The sequence below is a fragment of the Treponema sp. Marseille-Q4132 genome, assembly GCF_014334835.1.
Lineage (GTDB): Bacteria > Spirochaetota > Spirochaetia > Treponematales > Treponemataceae > Treponema_D > Treponema_D paredis.
Genome location: NZ_CP060591.1, coordinates 806,025 through 828,397, shown reverse-complemented (window position 1 = coordinate 828,397; position 22,373 = coordinate 806,025). Strand labels below are relative to the sequence as shown.

Below are 22,373 nucleotides of genomic sequence, written 5' to 3'. Positions count from 1 at the left end.
TCAACACGGGGCTGTCGAAAAAGTAACCGACTTTTGAGACAGCCCCGTTATGTACGGTACGATTTCACTATCGATTTTTTATTGATTTTTACCATTCAAAGGTTTCGCGTTCCGTCCATGTTCGCTCTCTCATGGCAAAGAGCGTTATCGAGCGTACGTCGAAACTTTCATGCAGATCGAGCGAATCGAAATACGAAAGCGCATCTTCGATCGCGCAGGGCGGTATGTCGCGGTTTGCGACGGTGATATGCGGTACAAAAGTTCGCGTATCGCGCTTTGCCGTTTCCGGGCATTTTGTTAAAAGGGAATCGTAGACGAGAGTGCGGAGAGCCGTCCATTCGCTTGACGGTTCGACGTGCGCAAAGATCGTCCGCGAAGAAAAAGCGCCGAAACCGTTTACCGCGCAGCAAAGCGTTTTGCTTTTTGTATTCCACGCGGATGCCGCCTCGGCGAGCGCTTCGAACAAGGTGCGTTCGGAAAAGTTTTCGTCGAGGTAAAACGGCGGCACAAGCGTTATATGCAGGGGTGTGCCCTGTCCGCTTTTGCAGCCGAAGCGTGCTCTCATCCAAGCGCGGCACGCTTCAAGCGGAACACGGAGGTTTTCGGGAATGAGCACGCCGATAAAATGCGTTTGTCGAATCATCACATATACGGTATAACGTATTTTCATACATGCGGATAGTACCGGAGATTCGTGTACAGGACAATGGTGCTTAAAAATATGGCAAACGTTTAAAGTATTGACAGAAATGTAATACAATTATATATTATATAACAGAGGAGAGCATGACGGTAACCAAGGGTCGATTTGAATGGGATAGTGAAAAAGATCGAATAACTAAAGAAAAACACGGATTGACTTTTGAAGAAGCGTCTGAAATTTTTAAGGATCCGAATTCGATTGAATTTTATGACGATAAGAATTCGATGATAGGCAAGGACAGATATATCGTTTTGGGTGATATCGGGAGCGCTATTATTTGTGTTGTCGTTTATGTCGATAAGCGAGAAAAAATACGGATTGTGTCTGCACGGCCGGCCGTATCGAAAGAGGAGATAAAATATTATGGCAATATCCAAAAAACGCTCGGAAGAAATTAAAAAATTTAAGAATAAGGATTTTTCAGATTGCCCCAAACTGACGAATGCGCAGCTCAAGCAAATGAAGCCCTGCCATCTTTTAGACCGTGATTTATGGAAGCCGCAAAAAAAAGTCATGAGCATCAGGATTGACGTCGATGTGCTGGAAAATTTGAAAAAAAACGGTAAAGGCTGGCAAACGAAATTAAACTCGTTTTTGCGTACAGCCGTTTCGAAAGGGCTTATTTAAAAAGCGCCGAAACAGTTTACCTCGCAGCGAAGCGTTCCGCTAAACCGCTTCCAATCCGATTGCAATATCGGTACTATAATGCTGTGCGAGGTTTATATGCAAAAATTATTAATATTGATTTTTTCAATCGTCCTGTTGTTTTGCGCCTGTGTATCCGGCGGTAAAGCTCGGAACGGTATCGTATTCGATCCGAATGCATATGAAGAGCGTACGTTTTCGGCGGGAGAAAAGTCGGTACGATACCGAGCGTACGAAAATATCGTGTACGTAAAAAATCCCGTCGATACGGATTATCAAATCATGAATATCTATATTCCTTCAGCGTATTTTTCGGGAGGGCAGGTTGCAGGCTATAATGCACGAACGGCTCCGATTTTTTTTCCGAATGCGGTCGGCGGCTATATGCCGGGAAAACCGATAACGCTTGCAGACAGTGACGGTAAAAACGTAAGCGCTTCGGCGTATGCGCTGTTGCACGGATTTGTCGTCGCCTCTCCCGGTGCGCGCGGACGCACGTCGGATGTGGGAAGAGCTCCTTCATGCATCGTCGATTTAAAAGCTGCGGTGCGCTATCTCCGGTATAACGACCGTATCATGCCGGGCGATGCCGAAAAAATCGTTTCGAACGGTACGAGTGCCGGAGGTGCGCTTTCGGCTTTGCTCGGCGCAAGCGGCAACAGCAGCGATTACGAGCCGTATCTGCGTGCGATTGGCGCCGCACGCACCCGTGACGACATCTTTGCCGTTTCCGCATATTGTCCGATCACCGATCTTGAACACGCGGATGCTGCATACGAGTGGGAGTTCAACGGCTGCAACGATTACCGTAAAATGGATATTACGATGCTCGACTATAAAGTGCAGCGCACCTATGTTACAGGAACGCTCACCGAAGACGAGCAAAGCGTTTCATCCGATTTGAAAAGTCTTTTTCCGTTATATATTAATAATTTAAAACTTGTATCGAACGGAACGCCGCTTTTGCTCAATGCCGACGGAAACGGTACATTTAAAGACGCGATAGCGCTCCTCGTCATCGATTCCGCAAACAAAGCGCTCGCTTCGGGTGTCGATATGTCGCAATACGATTTTTTGACGATCGAAAACGGCAAAGTGACCGCCGTCGATTTCGACGCGTATATTGCGTACCGCGGGCGGCAAAAACTGCCTCCGGCATTCGATGCGCTCGACGGAAGTTCCGGAGAAAACAATCTCTTCGGTAATAAGATGCTCGAGTTCCGTCACTTTACGAAGTACGGCACGGAGCACGGAAAAGCGGGTATCGAAACGGCGGAAACTTTCGTTATAAAAATGATGAATCCGCTCAATTATAGCAATTCGACTGCCGCCGTTTCGGCAAAATATTGGCGTATCAGGCACGGCACGAAAGACAGCGACACGGCGCTTGCCGTTCCGTTTATCCTTTCGTCAAAGCTTGAAGCGGCCGGATTTTCCGTAGACTTCGCCTATCCGTGGGATAAGACACATTCGGGCGATTACGATCTCGACGAACTCTTTGCATGGATCACTGGCCTTTGCCGCTGATGTCGGGAAAAGAAGCGAGGAGCTTTTCCGTTTCGGAAAGAGAAGCCAATGCGGGGATCGCGCCGTATCGCGACACGCAGAGCGTTGCGGCGGCGTTTGCGAAGTGCAGATCGCGCTTGAGTTCGTCTTCGGTAAATGAAAACGGATTTTCACGCCGAGTCAGCCGATAGACAAGCGCGCCGGTAAAAGCGTCTCCTGCGCCCGTCGTATCGCGCACTTCGATATTGTATTGCGGGATCGATACGATACCTTCGTATTCCCGCGTTTTATAGAAGACGCCGTCTTTGCCGAGCGTTACGCAGACGAGCTTTGCGCCTTCGTCGAGAATCTCCCGTGCGGCTCTCGGCGTGTTTTCTCCGTACATGAGCGCAAGTTCGTTATCGGCGATTTTAACAAAATCGGCATATTTGAAAAGGGAGCGCATCGTTTCGATGCCCTCTTTTTTGCCCCTCCACAGCGGTTCTCTCCAGTTCGGATCGTATGATATGAATGTCCCTCCGTTTTTTGCTGTGTCGATCGCTTTGTGCGTCGCTGAAAGAGAGGGTTCGTCGGTACATGAAAGAGAGCCGATATGCAAAAACGTACTGCCCTGTATCAATGTTTTATCGACATCGTCGGGCAAAAGATTGATGTCCGCACCTCCCGAACGCGCAAACGAAAAAGATCGCTCGCCGGAAGAAGAAAGCGACACGAAAGCGAGCGTTGTGTGCCGATCGGGATCCGTCTTCATCGATCCCGTACAGACACCGCAATTTTCGAGTGCCGCTTTTGCATCGCACCCGAAGGCATCGTTTCCGATCTTTCCGATAAAAGCGGTTCGTGCGCCGAGCTTTGCCGCGGCGGCTGCGACATTTGCCGGAGCACCTCCGGGATTTGCTTCGAACAGCGTTCTGCCGTTTTTCGACTTGCCTGCAGGCGTAAAGTCTATGAGTATTTTACCGATTGCCGTAACATCGAATCGTTTCATAATTTCTCCCGTACTTGCTGTTTCGTAGTTGAATTTTTTGCTGCCGCTTTATCGTAATAATCCTGCGCCGTTTCCGCATAAAAGAGCGAACGGATTTCCGGCAATAAGAGTATACACAACAAGTTTTTAGCCGTGTTTTTACTCTCGCTTTTTGAGCGTTTTTATTTTCTCATATTTTTTATCTTTTTTCCATTGCGTCAAACAACGCCGCATATTCGGCTTCTTTTTCGGTCAGGCATATGCACCGAAACCGCACGTTCACTTCCGGATCCGACAGGCGAATCGCAATTTTATCGGAAGGAATGGAATCAAGACTGTTCGTAACGTTTGTTCTGAATGACGGCAAATCGCTTGCACTTACAATTTCGCGCAGGGCGGAAAGTTCGCTCTGTTCCAAAAATACCGCGCCCGGTATTTTCCGTTTGCATACCGAATACCAAAAGCCGATTTTGTTGTGTATGAGAATTTTTTCGCCTGCAAGGTCTTTGAGCTGCAGCGTTTTTCTTTTGACTGCCTAATTCAACATAGCTCCGTATGCGGGTATCTTCGGTTATCGTTGAAGTCGTTTCGGGGCAGTTGTTTTTTCAAATCTGCACCTGTATCCTATGCAAAGTTAATAAAATTTGTTAGGATTACTCAAATTCATTACTGATAGGGGATGATACATTATGAAAAAAGGAAACAATCTTTTAAAGATTCTTTTGTTGTCGGGAGTCTTTGCATTACAAGCTAATGCCAAAACTCCTTCCAAGACGGATGCCAAAGCGGGAGCATCAAAGAAAGTTGATGCCGTGTCGGCTCCTACCCTGAGTCAGATTGATAAATGGAAAACGCTTATTAATCTGGATGACTATGTATTTAAAAATAAAAAAAGGGAAGAGATAAATTACACTCCGAATTATTATAAATATATCGATCAAAACTCAAACGAAATCGTTATCAACGGCAGAGTGTATGATTATGATGCATCGTCGGGCGCATCGAGAACAGTTGCGGACATGATAAATCATTCCCAGACATTGAAGTATGACGGCAAAAAGGGAGTTTCCAAAGAATTGGAAACCGATCCTAAAGTTTTGGAAGCTATGGAAATAGCGAAGAAAAAAACCAAAAGAGGTCAGGAAAAAATTAATGCCATGTACTGGTCGGTTCAACCTCCCAAGGGGATCATCACAGGCGATTATTATTCCGGCAAAAAAGTCTTTGACGGCGGCTATGAAGCGTATGCCGAGGTCGTGGTTAATAATAACGAGATAGTACACATAGAGCTGAATGAAAGACCGCCCGTTACGTACTATGCTTCCGAATGGGCGGGAGAAACAAAACGCCGTTCGGGTTACGGCTTTTTTCAGGCGAAAAGTCCGAGAACCGACTATACGCTGGCTACGCTTATAAACGGAATGAGCTATTTGGAATGGCAGGTTTTAAAGAATCAAAAATTGGACTTCGAATACAAAACCTTATTCGGTTCATCCAACAGTGCGAGAAACGGTTTTGTCCCCTTGCTCAAAGAGATGGCGAAAGAAGTTAAAGAAAAAGCTACCGATAAAAGGTATGTAGGAATCACTCAACCCTATGATTGCGGCATAAGCACAAGACTCGAAGTCATATATGAAAAAGGTCAAATAGTCGATTTACGATACGATGAAATTTTTGCCGATGATAAAGAAGCCGTAAAAAATACTACGTTGAAGGAATTTTATCGTCAAAGTAAACTCGAATCGGTGGAATATAATCGTATTACAAATAAAAGCTTCAGAACGTTTGTGAATACATTGCGAAGAGAGGTTTTGCGTTCGCAATCTCTGACCGAGTTCCCCGTTGATGCTTTAAAACTGGATATGCCGCATATAAAAGAAGCGTATGAAAATTACTTGTTTTTAGCGGAAAAGATAAAAGATATAAAGTAAAAATTTAAGACTGCTGTATTGTAAGCACCGCCCCCAACCGGATATGTTTTTATAAACGAAAATATATCCGGGGTACCCCTGCCCGTATTTTGGCGGAATCCTCGTTTCCGTTAATCCATAGCCTTGCCCGATATTTTATTTCGCTATATTATAGACTCTATGAATCTGAACGATATTCGGGCGAACGCATATAAAAACGGCGCGCGGAAGGGAGAGCTTTCCTCGGATGAGAGCGCGCTTCGATCGGCGGGAATGCAGGTGCCGAATGAGGAAGACGGCATACGGGTACGGCTTTCACAATCGCTGACCGGCAGCGGATCGAACAAACCCTTTGAGGGCGTCAATCGAAAAATTGCAAATATTTTTTCCGAAAGTAAAACGCTTTCGAAACAGGCGGCTTTACAGAATGCGCGTACCGGAAACCCAAGCGGAAACGAAGGACTTTCCCGCGCGGCGGACACGCTGAAAAAAGGCGGCTTATTAAAAATTCCCGAAAGCCCGTCGGGCGACAGTGTTTATCGCCGCGTCGCAAAATTCCTTTTAATAATCGGCGTCGATGAAGCTGCAAAAGTCATGCGGCACTTGAGCGAAGCGCAGACTGAAAAAATCATTCCCGAAATCGCATCGATCAGGAGCGTCGATCCGAAAGAAGCGTCCGAAATAATTTCCGAATTCGAAGGCTTGTTAAAACAGGCGCGGCAGAGCGGAGGCGCGGACATCGCGCGGGAAATGCTCGAAAAAGCGTACGGTACCGAAAAGGCAGAAGCGATGCTGCAAAAAGCGGTTTCGTCTGCGGGCGGAAAACCTTTCGAATATCTCAACACGGCGGACGGCGAGCGCGTGTATTTTTTATTAAAAGACGAATCGCCTGCGGTACAGGCGCTCGTGCTCTCCCGTATAAAGCCTGAAAAAGCTGCCGCCGTTATCGGGAAAATGGACGTCGATGTAAAGCGCGATGTGATTTCGCGCCTTGCGAAAATGCAGCCGGTTTCTCCCGATGTGCTGGCCCGCACCGACAAAGCGATATACGAAAAATCGCTTTCGCTTGCTGCGGAAAAAGCGGAATCGATCGACGGGAAAAGCGCGCTTGCCGAAATCCTCAGGCGTATGCCGCTCGCGTCGGAAGACGAAATCATCGAAACGATTTCCGGAGAAGATGCCGATTTGGCAAACGACATACGGAAGCGGCTTTTTACGCTTGAAGACGTCGAAAAATCGGACGACCGTTTTCTCCAGGAGCTTTTGAGGGCGATGAGCGAAAAGGAAATCGCCTATCTCATCGCGGGAAAACCCGAACCGTTTCGAAAAAAAATTTTATACAATGTTTCGAAGGGCAGAGGCGATACCGTTCTCGAAGAAGAGCAGCTTGCCAAGCCCATGCTCAAGCGCGACTGCGACGACGTGACCGGAAAATTTTTGGGTGCGATGCGAAGCGCATATGAACAAGGCAAATTTAAAATCGACGGCCGGGACGACGGCGAATACGTGGAGTAACAGTTGAAACAATTTTATAAAGGCTTCGACCTCATATCGGTTTCCGATATCCCCGACTGCGAATCGAAGGGATTGTATCTTCGCCATAAAAAGACGGGACTCGAAATTTTTCACTTAGTAAATAACGATGAAGAAAATCTCTTTGCCTTTGCGTTCCGTACTCCCGTCGCCGATTCGACGGGAGCTCCGCACATACTCGAACACTCGGTTTTTTGCGGTTCGGAAAAATTTCCCGTCAAAGAGCCTTTTGTCAATTTGATGAATCAAAGCGTGTATACGTTTTTAAATGCGATGACCTATCCCGATAAAACGGTGTACCCCGCAAGTTCGGCAAACGAAAAAGATTATTTTCATTTGATGGACGTATATGCCGACGCGGTGTTTTTTCCCTTGTTAAAAAAAGAAACATTTTATCAGGAAGGACACCGCCTTGAAGATGACGGGAAGGGCGGCTATTCGATTCAGGGCGTCGTGTACAACGAAATGAAAGGAAATTATTCGTCGTTCAATTCCGTCGCTTTCGACGAACAATTCAAAAGCCTGTTTTCAGGCACCTGCTATGCAAACGATTCCGGCGGCGACCCTCTCGTCATTCCGTCATTTACCTATGAGCGCTTTAAAGATTTTCATCGTTCGTATTACAATCCTGCAAATTGTCTTTTGTTTTTATACGGAAATATAAAGACGGAAACGCAGCTCGATTTTATGCAGCAAAGCTTTTTCGATCGCCTTGAAAAAATCTATCCGGTTCCCGATGTGCCGAAAAGTTTTCCCGCGTTCGGCGAAAACTTTCGAAAACTTGAAGAGCCGAAAGCGATGAGAGAAGAAGCGGTCGTCTACGCGGCCGGCCCCGCGTCGGATGCGAAAAAATCGAACGTAACGCTCAACTGGCGATACGGCCTTTCTTCGAATATCGACGATACGATGGAAGTGATCTTTTTGCTGCAGCTTCTCGCAGGAAACGACAGCTCTCCGGTCGCAAAAGCCTTGACCGATTCGCGTTTGGGCGAACGGCTCGTCGCAGGCGGAGGCGCCGAAGCGTTTTGTCAAATGCTCTATTTCGGATTGAGCGGCGTCGATAAAAAAAATGCCGATGCGGTAAAAAAATTAATAATTTCCACACTTGTCGATTTGTGTGAAAACGGCATTCCGAAAAACGATATCGATGCGGCAGTCCTTGCCGTCGATTTTGCAAACCGCGAAGTCGTGCGCGTGCGGGGCGATCCCTTTTCTCTCGAACTCGCCGATCGTGCACTGAACGGCTGGAACTACGGCGCATCTCCCGCATCGACGCTCGGCTACCGCTCGGCTTTCGATAGGGTCAAGCGAAAAATCGCCGCCGATACAAACTATATCGCTTCTCTCATACGGCGCGTTTTTTTGGACAACACCGCCCGCTCTTTCGTCGTCGTAACGCCCGCTTCTTCGTTTTTAAAACAACGTGCGAAAAAAGAGAGGGAGCTTATCGCATCTCTTGCAAAAAGCGCCGATGCCGGTGAAGTGCGGCGGAACACCGAAGCGCTTCACGCCTATCAAAAGCGGAAAGAGACGGAAAAAGAGACTGCGTGCATACCGCATATTCTTCCGTCGGATTTGAAAAAGAAAGTCGAGCCGATCGTAACCGACGTGTCGTCATGCTTAGGCGCAGACGGAAGCGAAGTAGAGCTTTTTGTAAACCGCGAAGCGACAGGCGGTATCGTCTATATCGATGTGTGTTATCCTGCCGATGCGCTTCCTATAGGCGCATATCCCTATATTCCGGCTTTTGCCGCCTGTGCGACGAATACCGGCTGGAACGGGAAAAAATGGGACGAGTGTGCCGCCGCCGCATCCCTCTGCTCGGGCGATATGGGGGTGCGCACGCTGACGGGCGACTCGTATAAAAGCGCGTATGCGCAAAAGGCGGCTTTTTCGGTTCGCGACAAACACTATATCGGGCGCGATTGGCTTTCGTTCAGCGTCAAGCTGCCCGTCGAAAAAACGAATGAAGCGCTCGCGCTTTTCGGAGAAGCTATCGCGTTTCCGGAATTTTCGGATGAAAAGCGAGTCAAAACGATTTTGGACGAAATGAAAAATGATATCCGTTCGTCTGTCATTCCTTCCGGTTCGCGCTACGCAAAACTCAGAGCGTCACGGAATCTCGGAAGGTCTTCCGCCGTCGAAGAAGCGTGGGGAGGCGTCGCGCAGGTTTTGGCGATCGAAAAGATCTGCAAAGAAAATCCCGCTTCGGTCGGGAATCGTTTTTCCGATATGGCCCAATCGATTCGGAATGCGGGAGGTCTTATTCACATTACGGCCGACGAAGCATCGCTTAAAACCGTGCTTCCGCGCATTCCCGAATTCGCACGGAAGGCGGGCTTGCACGCGCTCTCGCCTCTTGTCCGGCCTGAAAACGGCGAATACTATGCGCTTACAAAAGCCCATGGAGAAGAAGACGGCGAACGCTTTGAAATGTGCGCACTTTCGTCGCAAGTCGGCTATGCGGCGCAATCGGTGTATCTCGGCGGATTGACGATGCGGGAAAAAGCGGCTCTTACGGTGCTCTGCCACTGGATGCGCGGTAATATCCTTTGGGAGCGCATACGGACGACAGGCGGCGCATACGGCGCATCGGCGGGTTTTGATATTTCAACCGAAATCTTTTCGATGACTACCTACCGCGATCCGTCTCCGCTCGAATCTATAAAAACATTTAAAAGCTGCCTTGACGACGTGTGCGCTATGCGTTTCAGCGATACCGATGTTTCCCGTGCAGTGACGGGAACATACGGAGACGTGACGAAACCCCAGTCTCCTCAGTCGCGCGGTTCGCGCGGATTTTTGCGGAAGCTTTACGCGATGACTCATGAAGAATGGAGCGAGTATATAGAAGCGATCCTTTCGGTCGATGCCGCTTCTTTACATACGGCGGCTGAAAACGCCCGCTCGATCGCCGAAGGAAATACTGCGGTAATCTGCGATAAATCGGTAAAAGGCACTGGCTTTATTATCGATTTGTCGCTATAATACTCAAAACGAGGTGTCGTGTATGATGGACAAAAAAACAAAAGAATGTATACGGATGCTGCGCAATCTCGTCTCCGACGTGCAGGGTGCGCCGTATCCCGGTGAAGATATAAAATCGGAATTGTATACTATATGGTACGAACACGCACAGCGCGCAGCCGTCGAATGCTTTGAATTCCTCGACGCCAATTTTCCGCGCGATAAAAAAGCGATTACCAAGAGTATCGAAAAAATTCTCGGATAATGTAAGGCCGGAGATTTGCCATGACAGCTCCGAAAAAAATTATTAATTTCAGCAGATTTAAACCGCATTCGGCGCTCAAAAAAAACGGCATTGTGTGGGCTCGTTATGTCTTTACCGGTATCGATGCGATTTCCGGTACGGAGCAGCTTTTTTTTATCGAATTGGAAATGCTCAATGCCTCTCTTTCTCCGGACGAAAGCGTACTCGGTTTTAAATCGCGCACTTCCATCTCCGAAGATGATCTGCAGTATGCGCTTGCGGGAACGGAAGCCGCTCTCAATCTGCGCGCCGAATCGATCGTAACTCCGTCGTACGTCGCCGTTCGCGCGGGAACTTTCGGTACAAAACCGAAACAGATTTGCGGCTATTACTCGCTGAAAGATACTGCGGGCGGATTTCGGCCTTCTCCGATCACCGTCGGAAACTGTTCTTTCGACGACGGGAGACTTTCCGGCTCTCTTTCATGTACGGCAAAAGAGCGTGCATCTCACCCCGAATACTTTTGCGATGCGGGAGAGGTTTCATGGGAGCTGCGCTGTGAAATTCAAAAACAATTTTCAGCAGGTTATAAAAGAAGCACGGAGCAATGGATTCCCGCAGGAGTGCGTGCTGCATTTTCGGGAAGCATTACGCTCGACGGCCGCGAATACAGCGTGCTTCCGAAAAAATCCTACGGCTATATCGACGCTCATTTTCTCCGTACGTTTCCGGCTCCTTATTTTCATATTTCGTCGTCGAATTTGACGAGCCGAATCAGCGGAAAGGCATTGTTCAATTCAAGCTTTACCGTGCAGGGAATTTTTGAAAGCAGTCTCTCCCTCGCGCTCGAACTCGAAGATACGGACATTGCGCTTGAAGCGAAAAAAAGAGGTGCGTCGGAAAAAATTTTGTGGGACTGCACCGAAATGCCCGCCGACGAAGAAGGCGAGCGGCTGCATTGGTCGGTGAGCGCCGATACGAAAAAATGGGTTATCGATATCGATATCGTGTGTCACACGTCGAAGCTCTTTGTACGCAATATCGAACTTCCCGAAGGAAACCGAAAAGTGATGAAATTGCTTTCGGGCGGAAGCGGAACGGGAGAAATCAAATTGTACCGCCGTATCGGCAAAAGCCTCGAAATCATCGAAGACGCACACGTCGCTTTTGCGCTTTGTGAATTCGGGCAAGCCGAAGAAGGCGAAATCTGAACCTTGCCGTCTTCTATTACAAAGCTGATGGGGCTGATAAGTATATCAGCATTGCAATAAAACAACTGTTTTTTTCAATAAATCATGCTATAATAAATATGATTTATTGAAAATGGAGGTCTTTATGGTCTCGACTGCATTGAAAGAAAAAGCGATGGATTATTTTACGCTTCTTGATGATGAAAAGGCTCAAATGGTCATTTCATATATGGAATCGTTTGATTATCCGGAAAAAACAAAAAAGAAATCTTTGGTAGACTTAAAAGGTAAAATTCAATTTTCAGATAATTATGACTACAAAGCTATGCGGAGTGTATAATGATTCTTGTGAACACTTCGGTTTTTATAAATTATTTCAAGGGAAGAGAAACTAAAGGAATAAAAATTTTCGATAATTTGATACAAAGTGAAGAGCCTTTCTGTATTAATGAGTTTATTTATTAGGAAATTTTACAAGGTTCAAAAGATGAAAAAGAATTTTCAACCTTAAAATCTTATTTGAAATATATCCCCTTGTATTCGCTTAAACTTGGCGTACAATCATTTGAAAATGCCGCCCAATTGAATTTTAGATGCCGAAGAAAAGGCATTACAATCCGCAGTACAATAGATTTGCTTATTGCAGAAACTGCGATTGAGAATAACATTGCTCTTTTGCATGATGATGAAGATTACGTAAATATGTCGAAAGTCATTACTGAACTTAAACTCGCTGTATAATGACTAACACGAAGTTCGATGCCTAGATCGCAGTCAACTTGCAGTGCGATTTCGATTACGTCTGCCGCGGCACTTGCAATGAGCGCGAAGTTCCCTGTGCAAACGGCAGGGCTGCTGCAGGGAGTGCAGCCGATTTTTTACGTAAGCATTGTTTTTTAGCAAATATAGTTTTCGTTGCCATTGCCGTAGATAAATAAATTCTTGCTTTATTCGCAATTCGTGAGTATGTTTAAAGCATGGATTACGAACATTTTACACTTAAAACGCAGGACGCGCTGCAGCAGGCGAGCGCTCTTGCTCAGCAAAAAGATCACAGTGAAATAGGACTCGAACATATACTCGACGCGCTTTTAAAGCAAAAGGACGGTATCGTTCCGCCCCTTGTCGAGCGTATCGGCGTGCCTGTCGAAACGCTGCTTCGGGAAAACGACGCAATGCTCGCTTCTTACCCGACGGTGAGGGGCAACGTGCAGATGTCGCTTTCATCCGAAGCGCAAAAAACGCTTGCAAAGGCCGAAAAAGCTATGGCAGATATGCACGACGAATACCTTTCGACCGAACATATTTTCCTTGCGATGAGCGAATCGGACGGTCGTACGGGCAATATGCTGAGAAAGCACGGTATCGACCGTAAAGCGATTTTGGAAGCGCTGAAAGCCCTTCGCGGCAATCAGCAGATAACCGGCAACGATCCCGAATCTTCGATGCGCTCGCTCGAAAAATTCTGCCGCGATTTGACCTCTCTTGCGCGTCAGGATAAAATCGATCCGGTCATCGGTCGCGACGAAGAGATAAGGCGCGTCATGCAAGTGCTTTGCCGCCGCACGAAAAACAATCCCGTACTCATCGGCGAACCCGGCGTCGGAAAAACCGCCATCGTCGAAGGACTTGCCCGCCGTATCGCATCGGGCGACGTTCCCGAAAGTTTGAAAAACAAGCGACTTCTCGCCCTCGATTTGGGTTCTCTTGTCGCAGGCGCGAAATTCCGCGGAGAATTCGAAGAGCGGCTCAAAGCCGTCATCACGGAAGTGCAAAAAAGCCAAGGACAGATCGTACTCTTTATCGACGAGCTGCATACGATCGTCGGTGCGGGCGCGTCCGAAGGTTCTATGGACGCTTCGAATTTATTAAAACCGGTGCTCGCCCGCGGAGAGCTTCGCGCGATCGGAGCGACGACGCTCGACGAATATCGGAAATACATCGAAAAAGATGCGGCGCTCGAGAGGCGCTTTCAGCCTGTCTATTGCTCGGAGCCGTCGGTCGAAGATACGATCGCGATCCTTCGCGGTCTGCGCGAAAAATACGAAATTCACCACGGCGTGCGGATCGACGACGAAGCGCTCGTCGCGGCGGCTGTCCTCAGCAACCGCTATATCACGAACCGTTTTATGCCCGACAAAGCAATCGACCTCGTCGATGAAGCGATGAGCCGGCTCAAAATGGAAATCGAAAGCCAGCCGACCGAGCTCGATCAAATCGAACGGAAGATCATGCAGCTGTCCATCGAAAAACAGTCGCTCGCAAAAGAAGACGACGAAGCGTCGAAAGAGCGGCTTGCAAAACTCGAAAAAGAGCTTGCCGACCTTTCGGTAAAACGCGATGCGATGAAGCTGCAGTGGCAAAACGAAAAAGCCGATATCAACAAGAGCCGCGACGTCAAAGAAAAACTCGAACAGGCGCGCTTCAACGAAGAAAAATATACGCGCGAAGGAAACCTCGCGAAAGCCGCCGAATTGAAGTACAGCATTATTCCCGAATTGCAAAAGGAACTTTCCGCTGCGGCGGAAGCCGGAAGCAAAAAAGAGGGCGGACGCGAATCGCTCTTGCGGCAGGAAGTGACCGAAGAAGACATCGCGCGCGTCGTCAGTGAGTGGACGGGAATCCCCGTTACGAAGATGCTGTCGAGCGAAAAGCAAAAATATTTGCAGCTCGAATCCGTGCTGCATAAGCGCGTTATCGGACAGAACGATGCGGTGCAAGTCGTTTCGGACGCGATCCGCAGAAACCGCTCCGGCTTGAGCGACCCGAATCGTCCGCTCGGAAGCTTTTTGTTTATCGGTCCGACCGGCGTCGGTAAAACCGAACTTGCGAAAACACTCGCGGACTTTTTGTTCAACGATGAAAAATCGCTTACGCGAATCGACATGAGCGAATATATGGAAAAGTTTTCCGTTTCGCGTCTGATCGGCGCTCCTCCGGGATATGTCGGTTACGATGAAGGCGGACAGCTTACCGAAGCGGTGCGCCGCCGTCCGTACAGCGTCGTGCTTTTCGACGAAATCGAAAAAGCGCATCCCGACGTATTCAACGTGTTGCTTCAAGTACTCGACGACGGACGCTTGACCGACGGACAGGGACGCCTCGTCGACTTTAAAAATACGATCATCATCATGACGAGTAACCTCGGAAGCGACGTGATCCTCGACGCCGATACGCCGGAAAAAATGCACGACGCGCGAATAAAAGTGAGCGAACTGCTTAAATCGACGTTCCGCCCCGAATTCTTAAACCGCATCGATGAAATCGTCATGTTCGGACGTCTCGACCAAAGCTGCATTTCCGGCATCGTCAAAAATCAGCTCGAACGCGTATCGCACAGGCTCGACGACAGACGAATTAAAATCATGTTCGACGACAAAGCCGTAGCCTTCCTCGCCGATAAGGGCTACGATCCCGCGTTCGGCGCGCGGCCGGTAAAGCGAGCGATTCAAACGTATGTCGAAAATCCGCTTGCAAAAGAGCTGCTTGAGGGAAAATTTTCCGACGGAACTGCGATCAAAGTGACGGCGAAACCGGGGGCGGACGGACTTTCGTTTGAGTGACGGAAGCGGGTGCGCGGGGCGGTTCCATTGCGGGCGGCGGCGTAAATGTGCCACTGTCCGCATGAGGGCGGCTGCCGTGAGTGTGTGCAACGGGACAACAAGAGGCGCGGTGCGGCAACTCGCACTATTGCATATAGCGTGTGTTGAGAACGGGGGAAATCCGCATTTTCGAACCGTGATTTTTCCACCGGTATTTGAGAGGGAGTGGACTTTCTTAAAAATTCAATTTTTGGACAGGCTGTCGAAAAACTAAGCGTCTTTTGAGATCGTTTTCTCTCCCTTTAATCATCGTTTTCCGTAACATAGTGTGCAGTATGTTCTTTTGTTGCCAATTTTTTAGATTCACTTTCCGGGTCGGTATTTCTTCCGGCGACGGTTAAAATTAAATTGATAATCGATTCGCGTGTGCCGACGGGAAGCTTTTCGAGATAAGCGATGATGCTTTCGTATTTGCGATAGAGAGCGATATCGTTTTTGCGGAATGATTTTTTTAATTTAAAAACGCTGCATTCGCTTTGAAGCCGTGTCGTATCGCACATAAGAGACTCGATCGACTTGTTCAACGCCGAAGCGATTTTAGATGCCGTTTTGATTGACGGCTGCAGCTTTTTCTTCTTTCCGTTTATAATCGTCGAATACGGCACATCCGAAAGGGTTGCAAGCATCTTTAAACTGATTTCCCGATAATCAATTATGCTGCAGACATTTTTCCAAAACACGTGCATAGGAAAGGTATATCACAAAGATACGGCTTTTATTAAGCGGTGAGCCGTTCGTGAATTGCATGTGAGTTTTTGAAAAGGTCGTTTCTGCTAAGAATGTTTTGGCATGTTCAGTCGTTGCCCACGAGAAAATGTCACATGGCTTTGATAGTTTTCTTTCGCTATATTTACAAAAAGAATAATATGGAGATATAATAACCGGAAAAAAATGATAGTTAATTACTCGAAGGTATATGGAGTCTGTGACCATTGACGTACATTTGATTGCAAATACATCTAAGGAACGCTTCTAAAAAATGAGGCTTTTAGAAGCTCCCAAATATCGCACTGTATTGGAAATTTATTATGGAATATTACTGTATAATGATTTTTACAGGAGAAGAAAAAAAGTTTAAGGAAAAAGCAACTGAAATATTAAAAGAGAAATATCCTTCTGTACATTTTTATTTTTTTCAAAGAAAGATGTATACCGAAAGACGGGGTTGGTTTCTGGGAACTCTTTTCACGGGATATTTATTTTTTGAAATTGAAGAATTGACGGCAGCTTTTTTTACTGAACTTCGTGCGATAAAAGGATTTTGCAGGATTTTGCGGGATAATCAGAATCCTACCAAGATAATTGGAGCAGCATTAGAAGAATTGAGGTTTCTGATAAATGACGGCGAAGTCTTAGGCGTTTCAAAACTTCAATTTCTTCCTGGTCAAAAAATAAAAGCAATAGCAGGGCCGCTTGTAGGATATGAAGGCAGCATTCTCAGAGTAAATAAAAAGCAAAAACGAATTACAGTGCGTTCTTCTCTTACGGATAACGGACTAACATTTGATTTGAAATATGAAGAATTAGGATAGTTTTTTAATCAGCTTCAAAATCAGCTTTTGAATAAATTGACGATAAGAATTAACTGTGCTATATTATACTGACAATTTGATTGCAAACTATTTACGAAGGGAGCTTGTCCCATAAATAAGCGCAATGTCTACACACTCTGGGAACTATGGCGAGAAAACTGTGCTGGTATGGAAAAGCAAATTCGCCGGAAAGGGGGAAGGTGTAGGTATTGCAGTTTTTGTATTTGGTATTTGAAATGGAAATAAGTTTTAGGAAGAGTTATAATGAAAAAACGTTCTGTTCAAGATAAAATCACAAGGCAAGTTCTATTTACAAAATTCGAAAGATTTACATCTCTTCATAGATTTATCTCGAAATTCGACCATATAAGTTATTTATTAACAGGAGAAAAATAAATGTATACAGATTTGTATGAAAAAATTATCAATCGACAGGAAAAACTTGCTCTTGTTGGTCTTGGTTATGTAGGAATGCCGATAGCGATTGCCTTTGCAAAGAAAATTGATGTAATAGGCTTCGATTTGAATGCAAAGAAAATCGAGCTTTATAAAAAAGGTATTGACCCCACAAAAGAAGTTGGCAATGAAGTTATTAAAAACACAAAGGTTCAGTTTACAGTAGATGAAACAAGACTGCGTGAGGCAAAATTTCACATTGTTGCTGTTCCAACTCCTGTAAATGATGACCATACCCCAGATCTTTCTCCTGTTGAAGGGGCAAGTACAATTCTTGGACGTAATCTTACAAAAGGTTCTGTTGTCGTATTTGAGTCTACTGTTTATCCGGGAGTGACTGAGGATATCTGTGTGCCAATTCTTGAACGTGAGAGCGGCTTGAAATGCGGAACGGATTTTAAGATAGCTTATTCACCCGAGCGTATCAATCCCGGTGACAAGGTGCATCGTCTTGAAACTATAAGAAAAATTGTATCCGGTATGGACAAGGAAACTCTTGATGTTGTTGCTAAGGTATACGAACTTGTTGTAGATGCAGGGGTGTATCGTGCTCAGAGTATAAAGGTTGCAGAGGCTGCAAAGGTTATCGAGAATTCTCAGCGTGACATAAACATAGCATTTATGAACGAACTTTCTATTATTTTCAATAAAATGGGAATTGATACGAAGTCCGTACTTGAAGCGGCTGAGACAAAATGGAACTTTTTGCCGTTTCGGCCAGGTCTTGTTGGTGGTCATTGCATCGGTGTCGATCCTTACTATCTTACATACAAGGCAGAGATGCTTGGATATCATAGTCAGATTATTCTTTCGGGTCGTCGTATAAATGATGATATGGGAAAATATGTTGTAGAGAGCTGTGTTAAGAAACTGATTGCTTCTGATAAGTATGTTCGTGATGCAAAGGTTGCAATTCTTGGATTTACATTCAAAGAAAATTGTCCTGATACCCGCAATACAAAAATCATCGACATTGTAAATGAGCTAAAAGAATACGGCATTACTCCTGTTATTGCTGATCCGCAGGCAGATAGTGATGAAGCAAAACGATTGTACGGAATTGAATTCGTGAACATGAATACAATTCAAGATATGGATGCAGTAATTCTTGCTGTTGCCCATGAAGAATTTAAGACATTAAAGATGTCTGATATTGATTCTTTGTTCGGAAAAGGAAAGAAAGTTCTTCTTGATTTGAAAGGATTACTTAATCGTTTTGAATATGAAGATGCAGGTTATGTATATTGGAGATTGTAGGAGAATTAGAGAATGGGCTATGCAGAGGTAAGATTTCCAGAAAATACATTGTTCCTTGTTACAGGCGGTGCCGGTTTTATTGGTTCTAACCTTTGTGAAGTAATTTTAAAACTTGGTTACAAAGTTCGCTGTCTTGATGATTTATCGACTGGCAAACAGGCAAATGTAGACCTGTTCAAAGATAATCCGAACTACATGTTTGTAAAAGGGGACATCAAAGACTTTGATACCTGTATGAATGCCTGTAAAGGTGTTGATTTTGTACTTAATCAGGCTGCATGGGGAAGTGTTCCTCGCTCAATAGAGATGCCGCTTTTTTACTGTGCAAATAATATCACCGGTACTCTTAATATGCTGGAAGCGGCGGGTCAAAATGGTATAAAAAAGTTTGTTTATGCCTCAAGTTCTAGTGTATATGGTGATGAACCTAATCTTCCCAAAACAGAAGGACGTGAAGGAAATTTACTTTCGCCTTATGCACTTACGAAACGCGCTGACGAGGAATGGGCGAAACAGTACACTCGTCATTACGGTCTTGATACCTATGGTTTGCGTTACTTCAATGTCTTTGGTCGCCGCCAGGATCCGAACGGAGTTTATGCCGCAGTAATACCAAAGTTTATAAAGCAGTTGCTTGCCGGAGAAACTCCGATAATTAATGGAGATGGAAAGCAGAGCCGCGATTTTACTTACATTGAAAATGTTATAGAAGCAAACTTAAAAGCGTGTCTTGCCCCACATGAAGCCGCTGGTAATGCGTTTAATATTGCTTATGGCGGTCGCGAATACCTTATTGATATTTACTATGGACTTACAAAGTCGCTTGGTGTGAATGTTGAACCGAAATTTGGTCCTGACCGTGCGGGTGATATCAAACACAGCAATGCAGATATCAGTAAGGCAAAGAGACTGCTTGGGTATAACCCGGATTGGAGTTTTGAACGCGGTATTGCAGCTGCGATAGAGTGGTATAAAAAAAATCTGTAGAACTGGTACTTGGAAATTATGATAGATATTCCGAAAATGCTTATAAAGCGGATTATATTTCCTTTGGCTTTATTATTTAGTGGAAGAAAAGAATGGTCGCGAATCTATAATGAAAGTGTCGCAAAACCTTTTAGAAGTTATTCTACGAATATTTCGGAAAGAAATCTTTTATTATATAAGCTTTGTACTTATGCTATGGAACATGTCCCATATTATAAAAGGTTAAAAGATCAACTTCATATTATGCTTATGCCTGAAACGATAGAAACTGGTATTCTTCAATTTCCTATTTTAACAAAAAAAATAATAAGAACAGAAGGCTCAAATTTGTATACTGATGAACCCATCCCTTTTGATGTTGATACATCCGGAGGTTCAACAGGAGAACCTGTTGAAATTCATCGGGATAGACGATTAAAGCTGTACGATGCAAACACATATTTTATGACTTATGGTGGATATGAATTAGGGGATAAGTTTTTAGTTTTATGGGGCTCTGAGCGTGATATAATTAAAGGGACTATCGGAATACGAGCCAAGATTATAAATAAATTCGTGCGACGTTCAAAATTTGTAAATAGCTTTTTGTTGTCGGATAAGGGAATGGAGGATTGTGTTGCTCTGATTAATAGATGGAAGCCTAAAGTAATCAGGGCATATGTACAATCTGTGTATGAGTTAGCTCAGTACATTGATAATAATAAGGTTGAGGTATATTCTCCAAAGTGTATTATAACAAGTGCGGGGACCCTTTATCCGGAGTGGAAGTTATATATAGAAAAAATATTTAATTGTCCTGTTATTAATCAATATGGATCTAGGGAGGTTGACGGCATAGCGATAGGTTGCACTTTTGATAACCACTTGCATTGTAATATGTTTACAAACTATGTTGAAATAGCAAATGAAAAAGGCGAAAGGTTTCCAGCAGGTAAGGACGGCAATATTTTGGTAACGAATTTACTAAACTATGCTATGCCACTCATTCGCTATGAAATTGGTGATGTTGGAGTATTGGAATCTAGTACTGTATGTAAATGTGGCAGAAATACCCCATTGTTACGTAGTGTAAAAGGAAGAACGGTTCATATTTTTAAGACAAAAGATGGAAAAAAAATTGACGGGGAATACTTTACGCATTTGTTTTATGGTAAAAAATGGGTGAAAAGATTTCAGGTTATACAGAAATCTTATGAAATCATAGAGCTTCATATTGAACTTACAAACGGATATATTGAGCCAAACAAGGAAGATATTGCAGATATAGAAGAAAAGATTCGGTTGACTATGGGCAAAGGATGTAAAATACTTGTTATGCTAGAAGATATAATACAGCCTCTAAAATCCGGAAAATATTTATATACAATTTCTGAAATATAATTAGGACTGTAGATATGATCGCTGACAGTAACGTTGCATTATATAAGATGAAAACAGCTGCTTATCCTATAGGAAATCCGACTTTTAGACCATCAGATAGATTCCCGGAGTATCCTTTCGAAGAAATTTCAAAAAATGATAACGAAGTATATAGGGCAGTTCGTGAATCCTTATTTCTTATGGGGCTTGATGCCGAGCATTATAATACCAAGAATTGGAATCCTTTTTATGAACTTATAAAGCCGGGAAACATTGTTTTATTAAAACCGAATTTGGTTATGGATTATAATCAAAATAAAAAAGGTGGAACAGAATGTTTGTATACCCAGCCTTCTGTCGTTGCTGCTGTTGTTGATTTTGTTTCTATTGCTTTAAATGGTACTGGTAAAATTTTTATTGGTGATGCGCCCATGCAATCGTGTTCTTTTAACAATTTGTTAAAAGAAAGTGGGTATAAAGAATTATTGGACTTTTATAAAAAGAAAGGCTTACAGATTGAAATTGTAGATTTCAGAGAACTTACTTCTAAAAAAGAATATGGAATTTTAATTCCGACGATTAATCAAAATTCAAAAGGAACTGTTGTTAATCTCGGAGAGAAATCGGAATTTTACGGTGCAAAAGAAGATAGTTCACGGTACCGGATTACAAGCTATGATCCGAGAATTTTGCCAATTCATCATAGCGGTCCAACCCAAGAATATTATATTTCAAACTATCTTCTGAGTGCTGACGTGGTTATTAATATGCCGAAACCGAAGACTCATCGAAAAGCAGGGATCACTGGAGCATTAAAAAACCTTGTAGGAATAAATGTTAGAAAAGAATTTTTACCGCATCACACAAAAGGTGATTCGGAAACAGGAAGTGGAGATGAATATAAAGATAAGTCCATTTTGATGTCAGTTTTAAGTAATCTTTGTGATTTTGAGAATTTGTGTATAGCGAAAAAGAATTATGCTTGCTTTTATATAGCAAAGATCTTTGAGAAGTGTATTTTATATGTTATTAAATCGATATGGGGAAAAAAGGAGGATGTATTTGTAGAAGGAAGCTGGTATGGGAATCATACTATAAGTAGGACTATAGCCGATTTAAATAAAATTCTTTTCTATGCTGATAAAAAAGGTAAAATACAAGATACGATACAGCGTAAGAGTTTTATTGTGGCCGATATGGTTATCTCAGGAGAGCAAGAAGGCCCTGTGGCTCCATCTCCCAAAAAGATCGGTATCATTGCTGCCGGTAGTAATCCGCTTTATTTTGATGAAGTAATAACAACTCTTATGGGATTTGATATAAATAAAATCCCTACCTTAAATTGTTTAAGAAATACAAAACAATTGATTTTATCCTCAGAAGATGTTTCTTCAATTATCCTCAATTCCAATGTATCGGAATATGCAGGTAAACGAATATCTGAGATTAAAAGAACTGATTTGTTTAATTTTGAACCTACTCTCGGTTGGAAAGGGCATATAGAATTGTAATAAA

20 protein-coding genes are annotated in these 22,373 nt (G+C 44.5%); 16 read left to right on the top strand and 4 right to left on the bottom strand.

Annotation, left to right across the window (positions count from 1 at the left end; genetic code table 11):
• Positions 1-88: 88 nt before the first annotated feature.
• Positions 89-670: a 2'-5' RNA ligase family protein gene (locus tag H9I35_RS03830; RefSeq protein ID WP_187420290.1), complete on the bottom strand. Its 582-nt coding sequence runs from the start codon at positions 668-670 to the stop codon at positions 89-91.
• A gap of 116 nt (positions 671-786) precedes the next feature.
• Between H9I35_RS03830 and H9I35_RS03825 the strand changes: the two genes are divergently transcribed.
• The 3 genes from H9I35_RS03825 to H9I35_RS03815 all read left to right on the top strand — a co-directional run bounded on the left by H9I35_RS03825 (position 787) and on the right by H9I35_RS03815 (position 2,875).
• The gene (locus H9I35_RS03825; RefSeq protein ID WP_187420289.1) at positions 787-1,101 is read left to right on the top strand and encodes a BrnT family toxin; all 315 of its coding nucleotides are present in this window, start codon (positions 787-789) and stop codon (positions 1,099-1,101) included.
• Positions 1,067-1,330 carry a BrnA antitoxin family protein gene (locus tag H9I35_RS03820; protein ID WP_021330727.1) on the top strand — a complete coding sequence of 88 codons (264 nt, stop codon included), beginning with the start codon at positions 1,067-1,069 and terminating at the stop codon, positions 1,328-1,330. Before H9I35_RS03825 ends, H9I35_RS03820 begins: the two co-directional genes overlap by 35 nt.
• 96 nt (positions 1,331-1,426) lie before the next feature.
• On the top strand, positions 1,427-2,875 hold the full coding sequence (locus H9I35_RS03815) for a subtype B tannase (RefSeq protein WP_187420288.1): 1,449 nt from the start codon (positions 1,427-1,429) through the stop codon (positions 2,873-2,875).
• Here H9I35_RS03815 and H9I35_RS03810 read toward each other — a convergent pair.
• Together H9I35_RS03810 and H9I35_RS03805 are read right to left on the bottom strand one after the other, a co-directional pair.
• Positions 2,856-3,842 (bottom strand): carbohydrate kinase family protein, encoded by a 987-nt coding sequence (locus H9I35_RS03810; protein WP_187420287.1) that lies wholly within the window; start codon positions 3,840-3,842, stop codon positions 2,856-2,858. The genes H9I35_RS03815 and H9I35_RS03810 overlap by 20 nt on opposite strands.
• 178 nt (positions 3,843-4,020) lie before the next feature.
• Positions 4,021-4,239: a hypothetical protein gene (locus tag H9I35_RS03805; protein WP_252722713.1), complete on the bottom strand. Its 219-nt coding sequence runs from the start codon at positions 4,237-4,239 to the stop codon at positions 4,021-4,023.
• Positions 4,240-4,510: 271 nt separating this feature from the next.
• Here H9I35_RS03805 and H9I35_RS03800 point away from each other — a divergent pair, with 271 nt between their 5' ends.
• The 8 genes from H9I35_RS03800 (at position 4,511) to clpB (ending at position 15,228) form a co-directional block, all read left to right on the top strand.
• A complete protein-coding gene (locus H9I35_RS03800; protein WP_187420286.1) occupies positions 4,511-5,752 on the top strand; it encodes a hypothetical protein in 1,242 nt (413 codons plus the stop codon).
• A 159-nt stretch (positions 5,753-5,911) separates the two neighbouring features.
• Positions 5,912-7,246 carry a flagellar motor switch protein FliG gene (locus H9I35_RS03795; protein WP_187420285.1) on the top strand — a complete coding sequence of 445 codons (1,335 nt, stop codon included), beginning with the start codon at positions 5,912-5,914 and terminating at the stop codon, positions 7,244-7,246.
• Between the two features lie 3 nt (positions 7,247-7,249).
• Entirely contained in the window at positions 7,250-10,252 is a 3,003-nt protein-coding gene (locus H9I35_RS03790) for an insulinase family protein (RefSeq protein ID WP_187420284.1), read from the top strand.
• 22 nt (positions 10,253-10,274) lie between these two features.
• On the top strand, positions 10,275-10,496 hold the full coding sequence (locus H9I35_RS03785; RefSeq protein WP_016521619.1) for a hypothetical protein: 222 nt from the start codon (positions 10,275-10,277) through the stop codon (positions 10,494-10,496).
• A 20-nt stretch (positions 10,497-10,516) separates the two neighbouring features.
• Positions 10,517-11,686, top strand: a complete 1,170-nt coding sequence (locus H9I35_RS03780; protein ID WP_187420283.1) for a hypothetical protein — start codon at positions 10,517-10,519, stop codon at positions 11,684-11,686.
• A gap of 124 nt (positions 11,687-11,810) precedes the next feature.
• Positions 11,811-12,005, top strand: a complete 195-nt coding sequence (locus H9I35_RS03775; RefSeq protein WP_187420282.1) for a hypothetical protein — start codon at positions 11,811-11,813, stop codon at positions 12,003-12,005.
• A gap of 179 nt (positions 12,006-12,184) precedes the next feature.
• On the top strand, positions 12,185-12,406 hold the full coding sequence (locus tag H9I35_RS12445; RefSeq protein ID WP_252722712.1) for a PIN domain-containing protein: 222 nt from the start codon (positions 12,185-12,187) through the stop codon (positions 12,404-12,406).
• A 236-nt stretch (positions 12,407-12,642) separates the two neighbouring features.
• Positions 12,643-15,228: an ATP-dependent chaperone ClpB gene (gene clpB / locus H9I35_RS03765; RefSeq protein ID WP_187420281.1), complete on the top strand. Its 2,586-nt coding sequence runs from the start codon at positions 12,643-12,645 to the stop codon at positions 15,226-15,228.
• A gap of 281 nt (positions 15,229-15,509) precedes the next feature.
• On the opposite strand, the gene H9I35_RS03760 is transcribed toward clpB, so the two are convergent.
• Positions 15,510-15,953, bottom strand: a complete 444-nt coding sequence (locus H9I35_RS03760) for a helix-turn-helix domain-containing protein (RefSeq protein ID WP_187420280.1) — start codon at positions 15,951-15,953, stop codon at positions 15,510-15,512.
• A gap of 342 nt (positions 15,954-16,295) precedes the next feature.
• On the opposite strand from H9I35_RS03760, the gene H9I35_RS03755 reads away from it, so the two are divergent.
• The 5 genes from H9I35_RS03755 (at position 16,296) to H9I35_RS03735 (ending at position 22,369) form a co-directional block, all read left to right on the top strand.
• Positions 16,296-16,799: a transcription termination/antitermination NusG family protein gene (locus tag H9I35_RS03755; RefSeq protein WP_187420279.1), complete on the top strand. Its 504-nt coding sequence runs from the start codon at positions 16,296-16,298 to the stop codon at positions 16,797-16,799.
• 396 nt (positions 16,800-17,195) lie between these two features.
• Positions 17,196-18,512 (top strand): nucleotide sugar dehydrogenase, encoded by a 1,317-nt coding sequence (locus H9I35_RS03750; RefSeq protein ID WP_187420278.1) that lies wholly within the window; start codon positions 17,196-17,198, stop codon positions 18,510-18,512.
• Positions 18,513-18,524: 12 nt separating this feature from the next.
• A complete protein-coding gene (locus H9I35_RS03745; protein ID WP_187420277.1) occupies positions 18,525-19,499 on the top strand; it encodes an SDR family oxidoreductase in 975 nt (324 codons plus the stop codon).
• Positions 19,500-19,517: 18 nt separating this feature from the next.
• Positions 19,518-20,879: a phenylacetate--CoA ligase family protein gene (locus tag H9I35_RS03740; RefSeq protein ID WP_187420276.1), complete on the top strand. Its 1,362-nt coding sequence runs from the start codon at positions 19,518-19,520 to the stop codon at positions 20,877-20,879.
• A 14-nt stretch (positions 20,880-20,893) separates the two neighbouring features.
• Positions 20,894-22,369 carry a DUF362 domain-containing protein gene (locus H9I35_RS03735; protein ID WP_187420275.1) on the top strand — a complete coding sequence of 492 codons (1,476 nt, stop codon included), beginning with the start codon at positions 20,894-20,896 and terminating at the stop codon, positions 22,367-22,369.
• Positions 22,370-22,373 lie beyond the last annotated feature (4 nt).